The organism is Serratia sp. 1D1416 (genome assembly GCF_003641105.1).
Lineage (GTDB): Bacteria > Pseudomonadota > Gammaproteobacteria > Enterobacterales > Enterobacteriaceae > Serratia > Serratia ficaria.
Genome location: NZ_CP032738.1, coordinates 1,275,259 through 1,294,364 on the forward strand (window position 1 = coordinate 1,275,259; position 19,106 = coordinate 1,294,364).

At 60.1% G+C, this 19,106-nt stretch carries 13 protein-coding genes and 1 pseudogene; 7 read left to right on the forward strand and 7 right to left on the reverse strand.

The features are described from left to right. The first annotated feature begins 33 nt into the window (after positions 1-33). The 3 genes from D7I37_RS06135 to D7I37_RS06145 all read left to right on the forward strand — a co-directional run bounded on the left by D7I37_RS06135 (position 34) and on the right by D7I37_RS06145 (position 3,390). Entirely contained in the window at positions 34-399 is a 366-nt protein-coding gene (locus D7I37_RS06135; RefSeq protein WP_129543456.1) for a hypothetical protein, read from the forward strand. Between the two features lie 715 nt (positions 400-1,114). Further along, on the forward strand, positions 1,115-1,609 hold the full coding sequence (locus D7I37_RS06140; RefSeq protein WP_061799591.1) for a molybdopterin-dependent oxidoreductase: 495 nt from the start codon (positions 1,115-1,117) through the stop codon (positions 1,607-1,609). Beyond that, complete coding sequence (locus tag D7I37_RS06145) at positions 1,606-3,390, forward strand: ATP-binding protein (protein ID WP_061799592.1); 1,785 nt, start codon at positions 1,606-1,608, stop codon at positions 3,388-3,390. Before D7I37_RS06140 ends, D7I37_RS06145 begins: the two co-directional genes overlap by 4 nt. On the opposite strand, the gene D7I37_RS06150 is transcribed toward D7I37_RS06145, so the two are convergent. From D7I37_RS06150 to D7I37_RS06165, 5 genes and pseudogenes are all read right to left on the reverse strand, one after another. Beyond that, entirely contained in the window at positions 3,380-4,231 is an 852-nt protein-coding gene (locus D7I37_RS06150; protein ID WP_061799593.1) for a helix-turn-helix domain-containing protein, read from the reverse strand. The genes D7I37_RS06145 and D7I37_RS06150 overlap by 11 nt on opposite strands. Before the next feature lie 264 nt (positions 4,232-4,495). Then, positions 4,496-4,672 carry a hypothetical protein gene (locus tag D7I37_RS26970; RefSeq protein ID WP_157079258.1) on the reverse strand — a complete coding sequence of 59 codons (177 nt, stop codon included), beginning with the start codon at positions 4,670-4,672 and terminating at the stop codon, positions 4,496-4,498. A 34-nt stretch (positions 4,673-4,706) separates the two neighbouring features. Beyond that, positions 4,707-7,799, reverse strand: a complete 3,093-nt coding sequence (locus D7I37_RS06155) for an autotransporter outer membrane beta-barrel domain-containing protein (protein WP_129543457.1) — start codon at positions 7,797-7,799, stop codon at positions 4,707-4,709. Positions 7,800-7,861: 62 nt separating this feature from the next. After that, positions 7,862-10,872, reverse strand: a pseudogene (locus D7I37_RS06160) (autotransporter outer membrane beta-barrel domain-containing protein). 490 nt (positions 10,873-11,362) lie between these two features. Beyond that, complete coding sequence (locus D7I37_RS06165) at positions 11,363-12,001, reverse strand: TetR/AcrR family transcriptional regulator (protein ID WP_061800293.1); 639 nt, start codon at positions 11,999-12,001, stop codon at positions 11,363-11,365. A 253-nt stretch (positions 12,002-12,254) separates the two neighbouring features. Here D7I37_RS06165 and D7I37_RS06170 point away from each other — a divergent pair, with 253 nt between their 5' ends. Beyond that, positions 12,255-13,487, forward strand: a complete 1,233-nt coding sequence (locus D7I37_RS06170) for a Tm-1-like ATP-binding domain-containing protein (protein WP_061800295.1) — start codon at positions 12,255-12,257, stop codon at positions 13,485-13,487. Positions 13,488-13,556: 69 nt separating this feature from the next. Here D7I37_RS06170 and spy read toward each other — a convergent pair whose 3' ends face one another. After that, positions 13,557-14,042: an ATP-independent periplasmic protein-refolding chaperone Spy gene (gene spy, locus D7I37_RS06175; protein ID WP_061800340.1), complete on the reverse strand. Its 486-nt coding sequence runs from the start codon at positions 14,040-14,042 to the stop codon at positions 13,557-13,559. A 554-nt stretch (positions 14,043-14,596) separates the two neighbouring features. Here spy and pdeR point away from each other — a divergent pair. After that, positions 14,597-16,591: a cyclic di-GMP phosphodiesterase gene (pdeR, locus tag D7I37_RS06180; RefSeq protein ID WP_061800296.1), complete on the forward strand. Its 1,995-nt coding sequence runs from the start codon at positions 14,597-14,599 to the stop codon at positions 16,589-16,591. 16 nt (positions 16,592-16,607) lie between these two features. Here pdeR and D7I37_RS06185 read toward each other — a convergent pair whose 3' ends face one another. Beyond that, positions 16,608-17,474, reverse strand: a complete 867-nt coding sequence (locus D7I37_RS06185) for a crotonase/enoyl-CoA hydratase family protein (RefSeq protein WP_061800297.1) — start codon at positions 17,472-17,474, stop codon at positions 16,608-16,610. Between the two features lie 339 nt (positions 17,475-17,813). On the opposite strand from D7I37_RS06185, the gene yhjD reads away from it, so the two are divergent. Both yhjD and D7I37_RS06195 read left to right on the forward strand, forming a co-directional pair. Further along, positions 17,814-18,833, forward strand: coding sequence for an inner membrane protein YhjD (yhjD, locus tag D7I37_RS06190; RefSeq protein WP_129543458.1), 1,020 nt, complete (start codon positions 17,814-17,816; stop codon positions 18,831-18,833). Positions 18,834-18,845: 12 nt separating this feature from the next. Next, a complete protein-coding gene (locus D7I37_RS06195) occupies positions 18,846-19,073 on the forward strand; it encodes a hypothetical protein (RefSeq protein WP_129543459.1) in 228 nt (75 codons plus the stop codon). Positions 19,074-19,106: the final 33 nt, after the last annotated feature.

Below are 19,106 nucleotides of genomic sequence, written 5' to 3' on the forward strand. Positions count from 1 at the left end.
GTCGCGCTCGGCAGCATCGCAAGCCAGACGCCTTTGCGTCTGGCTTTTTTTATCTCCGGCCGCCGCCGCATTTTTGCGCATGACAAAAATCCTAGGCGCCCGGGTTTTATCGTTGAGGAGGGCGTTAAAATATTGCCTTTCGCCGATAAAAAACGGCCGGCAACAGCAAGCGCCCACGCCCGTCAATTCGCTCAGCCATCGCCGCCGCCGGCTAAAAATAAGCGTTTTTATCATCGATGCGGTAAATCGCAGGCTAAAAAAAACCGCCGCGTTAAATCGTCGCAAACCATTTTATCGCGGGCAAAACATCGCCCTAATATCGGTATTCCCTGGTGCCGTAAAAGCCCTGGTATCGGCTTAAATTCAATAACGCTGCGATCGGCGACCGCTGGACAATAAACGATCAGTGCCCTCTTTTGAATGCATAAAAGCTCATCATTACGATGCATATTTGCATCATGGCAATGTAACTAAAAGTTACCGCCAAAATTAACCCGCGGGTTGCTCGGGCCTGCCGTCGCCGGCAGAAAAAACAACCCGTTGAAAGTAAAGCAGATTTAAACAACTGAATGAGTGAGGATATAGATATAACAAAACGGTATATATGATTAGAAACCTATAATATAAGATACCCTAAAGTTTCCCTGGTGTTGTTGTGTGTCTTTGCCCTATGTTTATAGGGCTTTTTTTTCTTCACCACGCCCATAATCAGGCGAATACAAACCGATAGCGCCCGCATCGCTGGTTTTTCTTTCCTGCAACGATAACTAAAACGTTTCTACTGAATTCGGCAAGGCAAAATGAGCGTCCTATTCACCCAACCAGATTATTTCCCCCTGAGCCACCCTCATCGGCATAGAGATATTCATTGGTAATCAAGCTGTATGCCCGCATCGGGCTTATTTCCCCCCCTCACTCTCATTTAAAATCTGCCGCATGATGCCGTCGCCCGTTATATTAAGCTTAACCGCGCCGCCGGGCCGGGATGCGCCGCTGGCCTATTCTTTTCGTGCTCTTTAGCATTCCCTTCGACATAAACCGGCATTTTCTGCCATTATTTTGCCTGATAAATTAGCGGAACCGATAAGTGCATCCGCGCCTCTGGAGAATATTGATGCTGTTCACGCTTTTTAAAAACATCACGTTAGCCTGCATGGCCCTGGTTATCGCCCAGGCCAGCGCGTTCAGCTTCACGCTGGAAGTGGCGGGAAAGATCGACAACGTGACCGACCCGACAAAAAAAAGCTATCTGTTTACCGATAAACAGTTACTGGCCATGCCGGTGCGCAGCATCACCACGTCCACCTCCTGGACCCCGCAGCGCAAGTTTGAAGGCATCGCGGTGGCGGATATTTTGGCCCGCGTCGGCGCCAGGGGCAGCACGCTGACCTTCTATGCGCTGAATGACTATTACATCGACGTGCCGCTGTCCGACGTTGAAAAATACAACATGATTCTGGCCTACAAAATGGACGGGGAAATGCTGAAGATCAGAAACTTCGGCCCGTTATTTTTAGTTTACCCAAGGGACGCCGCAGGGCCTGAGTTGAACTCGCCGTTATACAACTCGCGCTTTATCTGGCAGGTCGACAGGATAGTGATCAAATGAAGCTGACAAGTTTTAAAAGCGGCGGCAGGCTGGCGATCCCGGCCATCTTCGCCGCGCTGTTCCTGGTCGCCTCGACGGTGACGCTGTATTACTACAGCGCCACCCTGTCGAAGAAAGGGCTGTACGCCATCGCCGGCACGCAGGAAAACTACTCCTGGTCGATCGCCAAGTTCTCCATCAAGCTGGCCGAGTTCGAGACGCTGGTCGAACAGCAGAGAAACGCGCCGCGGGTGAACGGCGAAGACCTGCGTCTCAAGTTTGAAATTCTCTATTCGCGTTTTTACGTGTTGGAAACCGTCTCCGAATCTACCCAGCCGCTGTACGCCCAGCCGGGTTACCCGGAGGTGGTCAAGCACATGCGCGAGCAAATGGACAAAATTGACCGGCTGCTGGACAGCCCGCAAATCGACTTTGGCCTGATTTCCCAAGCCATGCGGCAAATCAAGCCTTACGCCATCGAAATGGCCAACCTGACCGACCATGCCGAAGTGAAGCAGCGCACCGCCGCCTATGAAGACTATATCGAGAAGCGGCACATCATTTTCTATGGCCTGGTGATCGTGATGTTTTCGGTGATAGCGTTGATCGCCATCACCCTGATCGTCTTCCGCCAGCAGCGGCTGACCATTCGCCAGCAGGCCAAGGCGATCGCCGCGGAGAAGGCCACCCGCACCAAAAACGCCTTCCTCGGCGCCATCGGCCACGAGCTGCGCACTTCGCTGCAAAGCATCATGTCCGCCATCGACGTGCTGGTGAACACCCGGGTGTCGGCGGAGCATGCGGACACCTTCCAGCGGCTGGAGACCGCCGCGCAGCAGATCGAAAGCCAGATGAAGGATTTGACCGACTACGCGCACCTGGACAGCGGCATGATGGAATTGCGCATCGTGCCGTTTGACGCGCAGAAGCTGATCGGGGAAACCGCCAACGAAATCGCCACGCTGACGCGCAAAGAACAGGTCAAGCTGAGCTGCGAAGTGGAATGCAGCCATCTGCAGGTGTATTCCGATCCGCTGCGTATCCGGCAGATTATCGTCAACCTGCTGACCAACGCCTACAAATATACCGAGAGCGGCAGCATTACCCTGCACAGCTGCCTGCGGCGTCAACCCGGCGGCAGCTCGCTGATTATCGAAGTGACCGACACCGGTATCGGCATCGAAAAAGACATGCTCGACCAGATCTTCAAACCCTTTACCCAGCTGGATCAGTCGCATACCAAGCAGTATGCCGGCGTCGGCATGGGGCTGGCGATCGTGCATGGCCTGGTGACGCTGCTTAACGGCACCATCACGGTCTACAGCGAAGTTAAAAAGGGCAGCACCTTTATCGTCAGCATTCCGGTGCAGGTCAGCGAAGACCCGCAGGCCGGCGACCAGGCTGCGCCGCACCACAACCCGCAGCAAAAACCGCAGCATGTGCTGGTGGTGGACGACAACAAGTCGGTGGGGGATGCCTTTGCGGCGCTGCTGGACAAGCTCGGTTATCAGCATGAACTGTGCGATTCGCCGGAGCGCGCGCTGCAGAAGCTGCTGCGCCGGCCTTACGATGCGCTGCTGCTGGATTTGCAGATGCCGGGCATCGACGGCGCCGCGCTGGCCAAACAGCTGCGCAACCGCCGGGGGCCCAACCGCCACGTGCCGATTATCGGCATCAGCGCCTATACCCCGGAGCAGCTCTCCGCCGAACAGCGGGCGCTGTTCGACAATTACCTGATGAAACCCGTGCGGCTGGATGCGCTGTCAGGCGCGCTGGCCGAGGTATTCCCTTCTACAGATTAAAACAACGCTGCAGGGCGGCTTCTATCACGTGAAGCCGCACCGGCTTTTCATAAGGGCCGAGCACGTCGTACTCGCGCATCGCCTTGGCTATCTCGGATTCGCGCCGGTCGGTGCCCAGCTCACCGGTCAACACCAGCACCGGCGCATCCGGGTTATCGGAGGCGCGGATCACCTCGATGCACTTATCCGCCGTTTCCTCGCCGATCAGCCAGTCGACCACGTAACCGTCGAACAGGCTTTGCTGCAATGCCTGACAAAAACGGCTAACGTCATAGAACGCCACCGCGTTGAACCCGCGGCTGACCAGATATTTCGCCAGCTCGTCGGCCGCCTGATGCGAATCATCCAGCACCGCAATGCTTAACCGCTCGTCTTCTTGGCTGCCGGGACGGATTTCGATCAGTTCGACGCTGTGGCGCTTGCCCGCCGGCGCATCGTCGGTGCGGTAGATACGCCATTGTTGTTCCACCCGCAGCGCGACAAACTCCGATAACCGCCCGGCCGTCAGCTCGTCGCCGATGTGCCCGACGCAGGGAATGTCCACGCCGCCGACCACAAAGATGGCATCCTGTGCCATAGTTTGCTCCGGCGCGTCATGTTCGGCATCCATATCGGCGATCGCCGCCGGCGTTTCTCCCAACGCGGCGGCGACGCTGTTGATCTGCTCCAGCGTCCATGGGCTTTGCCCTTTCAGTTTGCGGTGCGCATGCGAAAAACTCAGATCCAAAATGCGGCTGAGCTCTTTGGCATGCTGACGCTTGCCAATCCCGTAATGTAAAAATAGCTCCCTGACCCGGTTTGCAATCGACTGTGAATCGAATTTTTGATGATTGTTATCCATTTGTTCCTTCGATTTTTTTTGCTGATTTATCAGTCGTTTTGATTATTTATGATGAAGAAGCACCTTCTAAAACTAGCATCTCATGCAATTATGCGCTAAAAACGTTGCTTGACATACCATGTTCTATAGTCAAACATGGTATCAAAAGAGACATACAGCAATACACTATAAAAAATAATACCAGATCGTTTTTTGATAATAACCATAATAACACCAGGGAAAACTCATTCCGATTGTGGCTGCTGAAAGGATGTATGCATCAGATCAGCCGGCAAGCAATACTGGATTTGAGCCTTTAGCACCAATCTGTTTTACCCACTTTTGAGCCGGGTTCCGCAAGGATCCCGGTTTTTTATTGTCGTTATCGCCGTCAATTTCCGGCGCCATCATACGTTCTCCTCGGCGGAACGTCACCGCGACAAATAAAAACGGAGCCGGCATGCCGGCTCCGTGGAACAAGATAATCAAGAAAAGCTTAGAAGCGCCAGGTGAAACCGGCGTTGACGCTGTTGTCCTGATGGTTCTGCGACAGCAACCCGCCGTAGCCCAGCGACAGCGTGGCGTTGTCGTTCACCGCCACCTCCGCGCCGGCCTTCAGCACCATCCCGTCGCGCGATACCGGCACGCTGTTCACCACGAACGGTGCGTTGCCCCCGCTGAAGCGCAGCCCGGTGCCCCGCTCCAGCTCGCCGTACTGATGCTGCCAGCCCAGCTCGCCGCGCAGCGCCACCCGGGTGGTTTTGCCCGCCTGCCACTGGGTGTCCGCCCGCAGCCCCAGCGTCGACACCGTCGCGTCGGTGTGCTGCTTGTCGCCCTGCAGCGCCGCCGCTCCGCCGTCTTCCGCGATGCCGTTGTTCTTGAAGTTGACGTACGCCAGATTGGCGAACGGCTCCAGGTCCACCCAGGCGGTTTTCACCCCGTAGCCCGCCTCCACGAACGCCTGCTCGGTGCGCGCGCTGTACTTCGCCGTCTCACGATCTGACTGCTGGCCGTAGTTCACCGACCGCGCGGTGTCGATGCGATGCCAGCTGTAGCTGGCCCCGCCCCGCAGCGCCAGCGCCCCCCACTGCTTGCCGCCGTACGTCGCCAGGTGGTAGTTGTCGCTGTCGCCGTTCGCGCCGTAGCCGCCGTCCAGCGAGGTGCGGGTGTAACCGGTCGCCACCCCCAGCCGCCAGTCGTCCGCCAGCGCCGAGTCCAGCCCCAGCAGCACCCCGTAGGTCGACGCCTGATACCCCGTGGCGTTGGCGTCCCCCGACGCATGATCCCAGGCCCCCAGCAACTGCGCCCAGGCGCCGCCCTCGTCCGCCTTGATCTCCGGCGACGCCGCCAGCCCTGCCGCCTGACGCAGCCGCCCGTTCAGCGCCTCGCGCAGGTAGCGGCTGTCGTTCACCAGCGCCGAGGCGATGTCCGCATGGATCTGCCCCGACAGCTGCCGGAACGCCTGCCGCGCCTCACCCGCCGTGCCGCTGGTCAAAATGCTCTCGTACACCGGGTTGCCCGCCGCCAGCGCATCCGCCGCCGCCGCCACCGCGCGCTCGTTCTGCGTCTGCGCCACGTCGGCGAAGGCGGTGTCGTTGCGCCCGACGCTCAGCGTCACCTGGTTCGGCCGGTAGCTCAGGCCGGTGCCGAGGAACAGGTAGTTCGGCGCCACCGCGTCAAAGCGCCCGCTGATCCCCCGCCGGGCGCTCAGGATGTTGTATTCCTGGCCCAGCAGGCTGCGCGCCTCGCTTTGCGACAGCAGGTTGCCGCTGTTCTCCAGCGATACCGCCACCTCGCCGCCGCCGATCGTCGCCGATCCGCCGCTGACGATCCGATCGCTCCGGCCGTTCGGCCCCACCTCCACCGCGTAGCGCGAACCGGCGTCGAAGCTGAGGTCGTTGGCCACGCTGAGGGTGCCGATCGAGTTGCCCGGCGCCACCGTGCCGCCGCGATGCACCGCCAGCGAGCCGACGCTGCCGGCACCGCCGAGGATGCCGCTGCCCTGCACGCTGACGTCCGACGCCAGCGAGCCGTTGACCGCCAGCAGGCCGGCGTTGACCTGGGTCGGGCCGGTATAGGTGTTGGCGCCGGTCAGCACCAGGGTGCCGATGCCCTGTTTGGTCAGGCCGCCGTGGCCGGAAATGTCGTTGGCATAGACCTCCAGCGCGCAATGAATATCGTCGCACTTCCTGGCGTGCGGCGTGCCCGCATCCACCTCGGCGCCCAATCCCGGAATATTGGCGACAAACTGCGAGGGGCCATAGGCCACGCCGGCGGGATCCGGGATGCGGAACTCTTCAGGAATATCCTCGACGGTATAAAACATGCCCGGGCCGTTGATCGCCTTGCCCAGGTTGATCATCCCCCAGCCGTACAGCGCGTCGATGCCCGGCGCGCCCATGTCGGTGGCGGTGGTTTTCAGCACGTCGGCAATCTGCGCCGAAGTCATGTACGGGAAGCGTTGCAGCAACACCGCGACCGCACCGGCCACGTGCGGGGTGGCCATCGAGGTGCCGTTCTTGTTGCCGTAGTCCGACACCAGCTGTGCGGGATCCGAGCCGTTGGCCACCGTACTGTAGATTTTGCTGCCCGGCGACGAAACGCAAAAGCTGGCGGTATAGCCGCAGCGGGAAGAGAAAGCGCTGATGCTGTAAGGCACGCGGTTGGTCGACGCCTCGTCCTGCGCCACGCTGGCCACCGACAGCCAGTTCGGCGCGATATCCGGCACGAAATAGGCCAGGCCGCTGATCACATCCGGTTGGTTATAGTTGCCGTCGTTGCCGGCGGCGAACAGCACCAGAATATTCTTGCGCGCCGCATCGATCGCTCCCTGATACCCGGCGCCCGCCAGGCTTCCCAACAGCGGCTTGACCTGATCGAACTGTTCCTGCGCATCCTTCAGCTCAAAGTGCAGCGCATCCGGATCCCGCCCGCCGTCGGACAGGATGTCGGGAATGCTGACGCCCCAGCTGTTGTTGATCACCCGTACGCCGTTGTTGATCATCGCCTGCCAGCCGGCGTTGGTGACGGCGCCGTCCAGACCGAGGAATTCGCCGTAGGCCGGGCCGTCGTTGTCGTTGTCGACGCTGATCACCTGCGAGTCGAAGGCCACGCCGTGCATGCCGACGCCGTCGCGGTTGGCGGCGCTGATCCCGGCCACGTGCACCCCGTGGTTGCTCAGCGTTGCCCCGTTGTAGAAGTGGAAAGTGCCGTCGAAGTAGAAGCGATCGCCGGCGTTGATTCCCGGCCGGTGCGGATCGGTATAGGCGCGATAGCCCTCGGTGACGACGTTGATCAGCTTGCCGTCACCGGCGAATTCCGGATGACGGTTGACCGGGGTATCCAGGATCCCCACCTTCTGCCCTTTGCCGGTATAGCCGGCGGCATAAGCCTCGTCGGCGTGGATCGCGCCCAGCCCCCAGTTGGCGTTGAACTCATCGCTGCGCCAGCTGGCCGGATCGCCCGCCTTGCCGCCCGGCTCATGCGGCGCAGCCTGCGCGAGGCCGGCCGCCAGCAGCCCGCACAGCAGGGCGTTCAGTTTCCATGACGGCGCCGACACCGGTTTATTCTTGCCTGCAAGTCTTCTCATTCCCTTACCCTTATTGTTTTAGTAAAACCGCCCCAGACGGTTTATCCGTTGGTTTGTTGCTATCAGAAGCGCCAGGTGAAACCGGCGTTGACGCTGTTGTCCTGATGGTTCTGCGACAGCAACCCGCCGTAGCCCAGCGACAGCGTGGCGTTGTCGTTCACCGCCACCTCCGCGCCGGCCTTCAGCACCATCCCGTCGCGCGATACCGGCACGCTGTTCACCACGAACGGTGCGTTGCCCCCGCTGAAGCGCAGCCCGGTGCCCCGCTCCAGCTCGCCGTACTGATGCTGCCAGCCCAGCTCGCCGCGCAGCGCCACCCGGGTGGTTTTGCCCGCCTGCCACTGGGTGTCCGCCCGCAGCCCCAGCGTCGACACCGTCGCGTCGGTGTGCTGCTTGTCGCCCTGCAGCGCCGCCGCTCCGCCGTCTTCCGCGATGCCGTTGTTCTTGAAGTTGACGTACGCCAGATTGGCGAACGGCTCCAGGTCCACCCAGGCGGTTTTCACCCCGTAGCCCGCCTCCACGAACGCCTGCTCGGTGCGCGCGCTGTACTTCGCCGTCTCACGATCTGACTGCTGGCCGTAGTTCACCGACCGCGCGGTGTCGATGCGATGCCAGCTGTAGCTGGCCCCGCCCCGCAGCGCCAGCGCCCCCCACTGCTTGCCGCCGTACGTCGCCAGGTGGTAGTTGTCGCTGTCGCCGTTCGCGCCGTAGCCGCCGTCCAGCGAGGTGCGGGTGTAACCGGTCGCCACCCCCAGCCGCCAGTCGTCCGCCAGCGCCGAGTCCAGCCCCAGCAGCACCCCGTAGGTCGACGCCTGATACCCCGTGGCGTTGGCGTCCCCCGACGCATGATCCCAGGCCCCCAGCAACTGCGCCCAGGCGCCGCCCTCGTCCGCCTTGATCTCCGGCGACGCCGCCAGCCCTGCCGCCTGACGCAGCCGCCCGTTCAGCGCCTCGCGCAGGTAGCGGCTGTCGTTCACCAGCGCCGAGGCGATGTCCGCATGGATCTGCCCCGACAGCTGCCGGAACGCCTGCCGCGCCTCACCCGCCGTGCCGCTGGTCAAAATGCTCTCGTACACCGGGTTGCCCGCCGCCAGCGCATCCGCCGCCGCCGCCACCGCGCGCTCGTTCTGCGTCTGCGCCACGTCGGCGAAGGCGGTGTCGTTGCGCCCGACGCTCAGCGTCACCTGGTTCGGCCGGTAGCTCAGGCCGGTGCCGAGGAACAGGTAGTTCGGCGCCACCGCGTCAAAGCGCCCGCTGATCCCCCGCCGGGCGCTCAGGATGTTGTATTCCTGGCCCAGCAGGCTGCGCGCCTCGCTTTGCGACAGCAGGTTGCCGCTGTTCTCCAGCGATACCGCCACCTCGCCGCCGCCGATCGTCGCCGATCCGCCGCTGACGATCCGATCGCTCCGGCCGTTCGGCCCCACCTCCACCGCGTAGCGCGAACCGGCGTCGAAGCTGAGGTCGTTGGCCACGCTGAGGGTGCCGATCGAGTTGCCCGGCGCCACCGTGCCGCCGCGATGCACCGCCAGCGAGCCGACGCTGCCGGCACCGCCGAGGATGCCGCTGCCCTGCACGCTGGCGTCCGACGCCAGCGAGCCGTTGACCGCCAGCAGGCCGGCGTTGACCTGGGTCGGGCCGGTATAGGTGTTGGCGCCGGTCAGCACCAGGGTGCCGATGCCCTGTTTGGTCAGGCCGCCGTGGCCGGAGATATCGTTGCTCCAGACGTCCAGCCCGCAGTGAATGTCGTCACAGACGCGCTCGGTCGGTTGGCCCTTATCCAGCACCGCGCCGATACCCGGCAGGTCCACCACGAACTGTTCCGAGCCGTAGGCGCCGCTGACGCGAAACTCTTCGGGAATATCCTGCTCGGTAACCAGCATACCCGGGCCGTTGATCGCCTTGCCCAGGTTGATCATCCCCCAGCCGTACAGCGCGTCGATGCCCGGCGCGCCCATGTCGGTGGCGGTGGTTTTCAACACTTCCGCTACCTGCGCGCCGTTCAGGTAAGGGAAGCGCTCCATCAGCACCGCAATGCTGCCGGCCACGTGCGGCGCCGCCATTGAGGTGCCGCTGTATTTGGCATAGCCGGTGGTCAGGTTGTCCGTGCTGTTGCCTTCGATCACCGAACTGTAAACCTTGGTGCCCGGAGCGGCGACGCAGAAGCTGGCGGTGTAGCCGCAGCGAGAGGAGAAGGTACTGATGCCGTAGTCGCCGGTGTTGTTCGGATCCTCCAGGCTGGCGACCGACAGCCAGTTCGGGGCGATATCCGGCACGAAATAGGCCAGGCCGGCCATGGCGTCCGGGTTGTTCAGGTTGCCGTCGTTGCCGGCGGCGAAAATGGTGACGATGCCGCTGCGCGCGGCGTCAATGGCGCCCTGATAGGCGCCGCCCGGCTTGGTGCCGAGGATCAGTTTGATCTGATCGAACTGCTTTTGCGCGTCGTCCACCGTGAAGTGCGGGTAGGCCGGATCGTCCCCCCCTTGGCGAACTTCTCGGTAATGCCGATACCCCAGCTGTTGTTGATGATGCGCGCGCCGCTGGCGATCAGCGCATCCCAACCGGCCTTATACACCGCGCCGTCATTGCCGAGGATAATGCCGTCTTCCGGGCCGGGATCGCCGTTCTCGGCACTGATGATCTGGGCGTTGAACGCCACGCCGTGCATGGCGCCACCGTCGCGGCTGCCGGCGGCGATGCCGCCTACGTGGGTGCCGTGGGAACCGAGCGTGCCGTCGGAATCCACGCTCGGCGTGCCGTCATAGATGAAATGATCGCCTTTTTTCACCGGAATATAGGGATCGGTATATTCGCGGGTGCCTTCGGTAACCAGGTTGATCACTTTGCCATCGCCGACGAACTCGGGGTGTTTGGCATAAACCGGCTGATCGAAAATGCCAAGTTTTACGCCTTTTCCGGTATAACCGGCGGCATAGGCCCGATCGGCATGGATCGCCCCCAGCCCCCACTCGGCGTTGAATTCGCCGCTGCGCCAGCTGGCCGGATCGCCGGCTTTACCGTTCTCTATATAGGTTGCGGCCTGTGCGCCGCCGATGGTAGTCAGACACAACAACATGGCGCTACAGCGCGCGCGATGCACCCCAATCTCAGGCCAGCCGAAAGCCGCCCGAGCAGGCTTGACTCCTCTACGTGTATTTCCCATCCCAGATACCGTCCATTGTTGTTTGCAAATGTTTTATTGGTTTTTTTGTGTAACAGTTTGGTAACACCAAATAAATAAAGCACAACAATCTGAAGTGCGCCTAATGTGTCAAATAGGCAACGAGCGGCAGCAGGAGAACCAACGTCGATAAAATGGGGTGCAACCGATAAGCGTTGGCGATGGCTTGCCATTCAGGGAGGGGGCATTTCGCGCCCGGTAATAAAATAAATTAATCAAATGATAAGTATGGAAATAATGACAAAAAAGGCCGCATAGGATCCCCACCTGCGGCCGGTTTCAAATTGCTTGCGAGGCTCTTTTTATCGCTTTTAATTATAACTTTTGCCAATATTAACTCAGTGAAATATGCTGAGTTTTACCGCCGCACTCGGCAAAAAATGGATTATCCTGCTGATGTTTTTTTGCGGTCCATCGCATCCTCTTCGGCCTGGCGAATAATGGCTTTGGCCATCCATTGCGTCACCTCCTGAATGCCGTCAAGTTCGAGTCCCCAGATGTCTTTCAACACCAGGAACACTTCCGAACCGTAAATCAGCGAGAAAGAATGAATCACCCGCTGCAGCGCATCAGCCGGCAGTTTATCCTGCAGCGGCTCGACCGCCAGTTTAAGCAGCCGCTTGCGATTGCCGCGCACCAGTTTCTCGCCCGGCGTCGCATTGGCCCACTGCTGCAAAGACAGCTGCAGCGCGGCGCGCAGGGCGCCCTCATGCCGCTCCATCTGCGGGTACGCAAAGGCCAACAGCTGCTGAATGCGTTTCAAGGCGTCATTATCCTGCGGCCGCCATTCCAGGATCGGCCCCAGGCTTTCCGCCACCACGGCGGCGATCAGCGCGCTCTGGGTAGGGAAATAACGGTAAGCGGTGGCGCGCGATACCTGCGCATGCGCAGCCACTTCGGTAATGGAAGGAAAAGCGCCTTCGTTATACAGCGCCATGGCGCTGGTCAGCAACAGACGGTGGGTTTTCGCCCGCGCCGAAGTCAAAGACTCCTCCGGCTTCTCGGGAAAGGCAGTTATTGGCACGGCAACCTCATACTTCTTCGCAACGCTTCGCCCCGGCACAACATGCGATAGCCTTCAGGCCGGCAGCATAAAAAGCCCAAAAATGAGATCGGCATCTCATTATGGGCGTAATGCGCCTTGCAAAAATGATACTGCCGTCTCATTATGTAGATACATTAATCATTCTAACTTAATAGGCCAACGCCAGGGCCCCCAATGATTAAGTAACATCATAATTTTATACATAAAAATAAGAAACACCCAGGAAAAGACAATGATTAATACTTCAAATTTTGTCTATATTGCTACCACAGCAGATACCAAAGGACAAGAGCTGGAGTATGTTCGTCAGGCCATCGCCGCCCTCGGGTTACCCACGGTCACCGTTGATATTTCCACCCGCCGTCCCGGCGCAGACTCTGCAACCGACATCAGTGCAATAGACATCGCCGGCCATCACCCTGACGGGGCCGCCGCGGTATTTTGCCGCCATCGCGGCCAGGCGATCGCCGCCATGGCGCTCGCCTTTGAGCGCTTTATGCTAACGCGCAACGATATCGCCGCCGTGCTTGGCCTGGGCGGCTCCGGCGGCACGGCTATCCTCACCCCGGCGATGCAGCAGCTGCCCGTCGGCCTGCCCAAACTGATGGTCTCGAGCATGGCGTCCGGCGATGTGTCGGCGTACGTCGGCACCAGCGATATCGCCATGCTGTATTCCGTGACCGATCTCGCCGGATTGAACCGCATATCCCGCCGGGTGCTGGGCAATGCGGCGCGCCAGATTGCCGGCGCGGTGCGCTTTGCCGGCGATGCCGATGCAGACAGCAAAGCCGCCGTGGCCCTGACCATGTTTGGCCTCACCACGCCCTGCGTTAAAACCATCGTCGCCGCCCTCGAGCCCGATTGGGATTGCCTGGTGTTCCACGCCACCGGCAGCGGCGGCAGAGCGATGGAGAAACTGATCGACAGCCGTTTATTGAATGCCGTGCTCGATCTGACCACCACCGAGGTGGCCGACTATCTGTTTGGCGGCGTGCTGCCCTGCAGCGGCGACCGCTTCGGTGCCATCGCCCGCACCGGCATTCCCTGCGTGTTGTCCTGCGGCGCGCTGGACATGATCAATTTCGGCTCGCCGGCCACCGTGCCGCAGCGTTATGCCGGGCGCCTGCGCCATCACCATAACCCGCAGGTCACCCTGGTGCGCACCACGCCGCAGGAAAACGCCCGGCTTGGGCGCTGGATCGGGGAAAAACTGAATGCCTGCGCGGGCGAAGTGCGCTTCGTGATCCCGGGGGGCGGCGTTTCCGCCCTGGATGCCCCTGGCCAACCGTTCTGGGACCCGCAGGCATTGGCCGCCTTTGTGCAGGCGCTGGAGCGCACGCTGCAGCCCACCCATCAACGGCGGCTGGTCAAAACGCCCTATCATATTAACGATCCGCGCTTCTCGCAGGCGATTGTCGAGCAGTTTCGGCACATCGCCGGCGCGCCAGAGCGGGCGATTATTTAACGGCATCCGGTTAATAAAAAACAAAAGGGCCAGATTATTCATCTGGCCCTTTTTTACCACTGGAATATATTATTGCTCAGTCGCCATTTGCGATTTCATTTTATTCATGTGGTCCATCATTTTTTGTTCGCGTTTCTGATAATTCTCATTGTATTGTTTTTTCTGCTCAGGGGTCAGCAGGTTATACATCTTATTTTCCGCCTTGGCGCGTTCCAGCATGCGTTCGGACTGCGCTTTGCTGATGGCGTCAATTTGCGTTTTCGCTTTCGCTTCGTCGAAGCTGTCGGAAGCGACCAGGTTATGCAGCGCCTGGCGGTCCTCTTTCATGCCCGGGCCGCGCTTCTGATGCGACTCTTTCATGATGTCGCGCATTTGCTGGCGCTGTTGTTCGGTCAGGTTCAGACCGGCGAACGGGCCGCCTTTGCCTTCACCTTTATGATGCATCATCTTCATCGGCGCGGCGTCCGGCGCCGCCGTGGTGTCTGCGGCGAAGGCCATAGAAGCAGAACCCAAAGCCAGAGTAGAAGCGACAAATAAAGCGGTCAATTTACGCATAATCATTTCCTTTAAAAATTATTCTTCATCGGGAGCGCTGTACATTAACAGGCTCATCGTTCGTCGGAGATAATAATAGGCTGATAAACTTAAAGTAATGCGATGCAGTGTAAACTTTTTAAAACCCGCGACGGCTTTATTCGCCAATTATGAGAAAATTATGGAGATGGCGCTTATTCAGTGGAAATTTTGATTTCCTGACGAAAGTAATATCCCCCTATCAGGGTATTTTGGTTCACCGCCGTCGCCTCTATAATTTACGTTCGCGCATTGCAACCGCTCGTCAACGGCTTTTCGGCTCCCGCGTGAGGCCCGTCGGCGATAATTTGGCACGGCCATGGCTTCTGTTTCTACACTTTAAGACAGCCGGCGATCAAGCGGCGAGTACAACGCAGAACTAATTATTGCTTATATAATAGTTTCACCACCCATGCCCGCCTGTGAAAAACGTGTTATATGATGGAGATACGCACACTGCGGCCACCAACGGGCCATAAGTCCGCCGCGACGCTCACCGCGCAGACCGGCCGCCCGCGCTCTTTTGAGGAATAATCATGTTCGCAGACCAAGGCCCTATGCTTCTTAACGCGCATTTCGGCACCAACAGCCCCTACTGGCGGTTGGCGTTTGACAGCAACGCCCTGGAACTGTCCGCCGTCAAAGGAAAAGCCCACCTGGCGGTGGCGCTCAGCGCCATGCAAGCGGCAAAAATCCGCCGGCTGAGCGGCGTTACCGCCAGCCTCGACCTCAGCATTACGCTGGCCGGCGAACAGATACACCTGCATCTGGTGGGAAGACGCGTCAACAAGCTGGAATGGGCCGGCACCGCCTCCGCCTTCAGCGATACCCAGTCGGTAGCGCGTGACCTGGTGCACGGCCTGTCCTTCGCCGAACAGGTGGTCTCGGAAGCCAACTCTGTGATCGTGATTGTCGATCAGCACGGCCGCATTCAACGCTTCAATCGCCTGAGCGAGGAATATACCGGGCTGCATGAGCATGACGTGATCGGCAAAAACGTCTTTCAGCTGTTCATGAGCCCCGAAGAGGCCGCCGCCTCCAGGCGCAACATCGCCGGTTTCTTTCGCAACGGCTCCTCCTACGAGGTGGAGCGCTGGATAAAAACGGTCAAAGGCGAGCGGCTGTTCCTGTTTCGCAACAAGTTCGTCCACAGCGGCAGCGGCAAAAACGAGGTGTTCCTGATTTGCTCCGGCACCGACATCACCGAAGAGCGGCGCGCGCAGGAGCGGCTGCGGGTGCTGGCCAATACCGATATCATTACCGGCCTGCCCAACCGCAACGCCATCCAGGATAAAATCACCCGGGCCATCGCCAACCGCCAGGACGACAACGTCGGGCTGGTGTATCTCGATCTCGACAATTTCAAGAAGGTGAACGACGCCTACGGCCACATGTTCGGCGACCGTCTGCTGGTCGAGGTCTCGCTGGCGATCCTCGGCTGCCTGAGCCCGGACCAGGTGCTGGCCCGGCTGGGCGGCGACGAATTCCTGGTGCTGGCGCAGCAGGCCAACCGCGAAATGCTGCAAACCCTGGCGCAGCGCATCATCGATCGGCTGAAAACCCCCTTCCGCATCGGCCTGATCGAAGTCTATACCGGCTGCTCGATCGGCATCGCGCTGTGCCCGGAGCACGGCAACGATCTCGACAGCCTGATCCGCAGCGCCGATACCGCCATGTACGTGGCCAAAGAGCAGGGCAAGCGCACCTATACCGTGTTTTCGCCGGAAATGAACAGGCGCGTCGCCGAATACATGTGGCTGGACACCAACCTGCGCAAAGGGCTGGAGCAGAACCAGCTGGTGGTTTATTACCAGCCGAAGATCGACGCGCGCAGCGGCGAAGTGCACAGCGTGGAGGCCCTGGTGCGCTGGGATTCGCCGGAGCGCGGGCTGATCCCGCCGCTGCAGTTCATCTCGTACGCCGAGGAGTCCGGGCTGATCGGCCCGCTGGGGCAATGGGTGCTGCAGACCGCCGCCGGGCAAGCGGCGCAGTGGCAGCGGCAGGGGCTGAACCTGCGGGTGGCGGTCAATCTGTCCGCCCGGCAGTTGGCCGACGACGGCATCGTCGACGCGCTGATCGGCATGTTGCATCACCATCGGATGACGCCCTGCCTGCTGGACTTCGAGCTGACCGAAAGCAGCCTGATTGAAGACGAAGCGCGCGCGCGGGCGTTGATCACCCGGCTGCGTGAGTTGGGCGCTCAGGTGCATCTTGACGATTTTGGCACCGGCTATTCATCGCTGGCCCAGCTGGCGCGCATTCCCCTGGACGCCATCAAGCTGGATAAAAGCTTTGTGCGCGGGGTAGACGCCAACCCGGTGTCGCAATCGCTGGTTCGCGCCATCGTTGCGGCGGCGGAGGCGCTGGCATTCAGAGTGATCGCCGAAGGCGTGGAGACCGAAAGCGAAAACCGCTTCCTCGACGAGGTCGGCGTGGATGAAAAACAGGGCTTCCTGTTTGCGCGGCCAATGCTCCCGGCGCAGCTGGAACATTGGCTGCGGTCATATCGCCCGCACACCCCCTCAGCGTGATGCGGGCGAGTCAAGGTTAGCCGGCACGCCGCAGGTTGAGCGTATGGCGGTCCTGCAGCATCACCAGCCGTTCAATGTAGGCGCGGTCCTTTTCCTCGATGGTGAAGGCGGAATGCACCCAGTCCTCGGTGATATCCATCAGCTCGGAGCGCGTCAGCTGCAACACCCGCTGGCGCGCGCGCAACATGGCGCGCATGCCGTTCAGCCTGGGCCGAATGGTGTCGATAAAGGTGCGGGTGGCCACATAGGCGTCGCCGGGCTGGAACAGCTGATCCACCAATCCGCGGCTTTCAAACCATTCGGCGGTGTGCGACTCGCCGCCCCAGATCAACTCCTCCGCCAGCCGCATGCCGGCCTTGCGCGCCACCAGCGAATACCCGCCCATGCCGGGGAACAGGTTGAAGGCGATCTCCGGGAAGCCCATGCGCGCGTTGTTCTGCGCCAGCACAAAATGGTGCGCCAGCGCCGCTTCGAATCCGCCGCCCAGCGCGCTGCCTTCGACCATCGCGATGCTCACCGCGCCGGTGTCGAAACCGCGCGCCGCCGCATGCACGCAATCGATGCAGGCGCGAGCATAGGCCATCATCGCCTCACGCTTGCGGTTTTTGATCGCCTCGGCGAAGAACTGCAGGTCGCCGCCGACGTTGAACATGTTCGGCACCAGTGAACCGGTAACCCAAAAGTCGAACTGCAGCGATGACTCTTTCGCCGCCTGCGCCAGCGTCATGATGTCTTCAATCAGCGCCTGATTGAAGCACGGACGCGGCTCGGCGCGCAGCAGCATCCACATGATGTGCCGCTCCTCCTCGTAATAGGCGGAGATCTGCGTCAGGTTGCCCGCTTCGGTAAACGGACGACAGGTGGGGTGATTAAGTAATTTCATATGACCTTCCATTTCTCTGTTGATAACCGGTGAAACCGTTCCAGCCCCTACGGCTGCGGCGGCGCGACGGACGATAAACCGCCGCGCCACATCATGAGTAAACGCTTTCTCTTCGATGAAACAGATAAAAATTGGCGGGTAACGAGTGAAAAAAACCGCGCCGGGACTGGGCTCGCATAAGAATTTTACCTATCGGCCACCCCCGGCGTTTCATGCCGCAGGCTAACGCGCTAAGCTCGGAAATGCCCCCTTTGCCGCGCCGGGCGGCCAAATCGCCGGGCGTTTTGGCTATAATCAAATTCGAGACATGCTATTTATCGTTAAGGAAATCGTGAAGTAATGCCTACAGGACCAGATAAAGAACGCCGTCAGCCGCCGCAGGAACAGCAGCCCAAGCCGCTTATCGCCATCAAAACCGGCCATGAAAAGATCGACCGCCGCATCTCCGGTTTTTCACGCCTGGTGGAGCGCATCAAAGCCTGGCCGAGCATCGCGCATTTGCTGCGCGCCGCCGAACGTTTCAACGATCGCCTGGGCAGCCAGTTCGGCGCAGCCATCACCTACTTCTCCTTCCTGTCGCTGATCCCCATTCTGATGGTGTCGTTCGCCGCCGTGGGCTTCGTGCTGGCGTCCAATCCCGATCTGTTGGCCAGCCTGATCAACAAGATGGTCGGCAGCATCAGCGATCCGACGCTCGCCGGCACGCTGAAGAACACCGTCAATACCGCCATTCAGCAGCGCACCACCGTTGGGCTGACCGGTCTGGCGCTGGCGCTGTATTCGGGCATCAGCTGGATGGGCAACCTGCGCGAAGCGATCCGCGCCCAGTCGCGCGATGTCTGGGAGCGCAACCCGCAGGACCAGGAGAAAATCTACTTCAAGTACACCCGCGACTTTATCTCGCTGACCGGCCTGGTGGTGGCGCTGATCGTCACGCTGTCGCTGACCTCTATCGCCGGTTCGGCGCAGGCGGCGATCGTCAAGGCGCTGGGGCTGGACGGCATCGAGTGGCTGCGGCCGGCGATGACGCTGATTGCGCTGTCGATCTCCATTTTCGCCAATTACCTGTTGTTCTTGTGGATCTTCTGGATGCTGCCGCGCCATAAGCCGAAGAAAAAAGCGCTGCTGCGCGGCACGCTGTTGGCCGCCATCGGCTTCGAAGTGATCAAGTTCGTGATGACCATGACCTTGCCGCAGGTGGCGAAATCGCCCTCGGGCGCCGCCTTCGGTTCGGTGATTGGGCTGATGGCCTTCTTCTACTTCTTCGCCCGCCTGACGCTATTTTGCGCCGCCTGGATCGCCACCGCGCAGTACAAAGAGGATAAAACCCTGCCGGAGCCGCCGCCGCCGGCGCCCTGAAGCAACGCAATCATGCCGACCACATCGCCGTGGCCGGCATTTTATTTTGGCATTAAGGCCAAAAACCAGCATATAACGCCAAAACAAGCGCCGCCCGGTCGGCAAAACCAGCATAACAAACTAGCCAATAACTTTTCTTTCCCGTTTTTACAGCCGTTACATCTGCTTATCGACAATTTCCCAATGTTTCCGTCTGCAAGATTGAGCGCCGATAAAACATTAATCTTTTTAACCACTTAATCACCGCATTGTACAAAGTTGCAGCATTGAAAA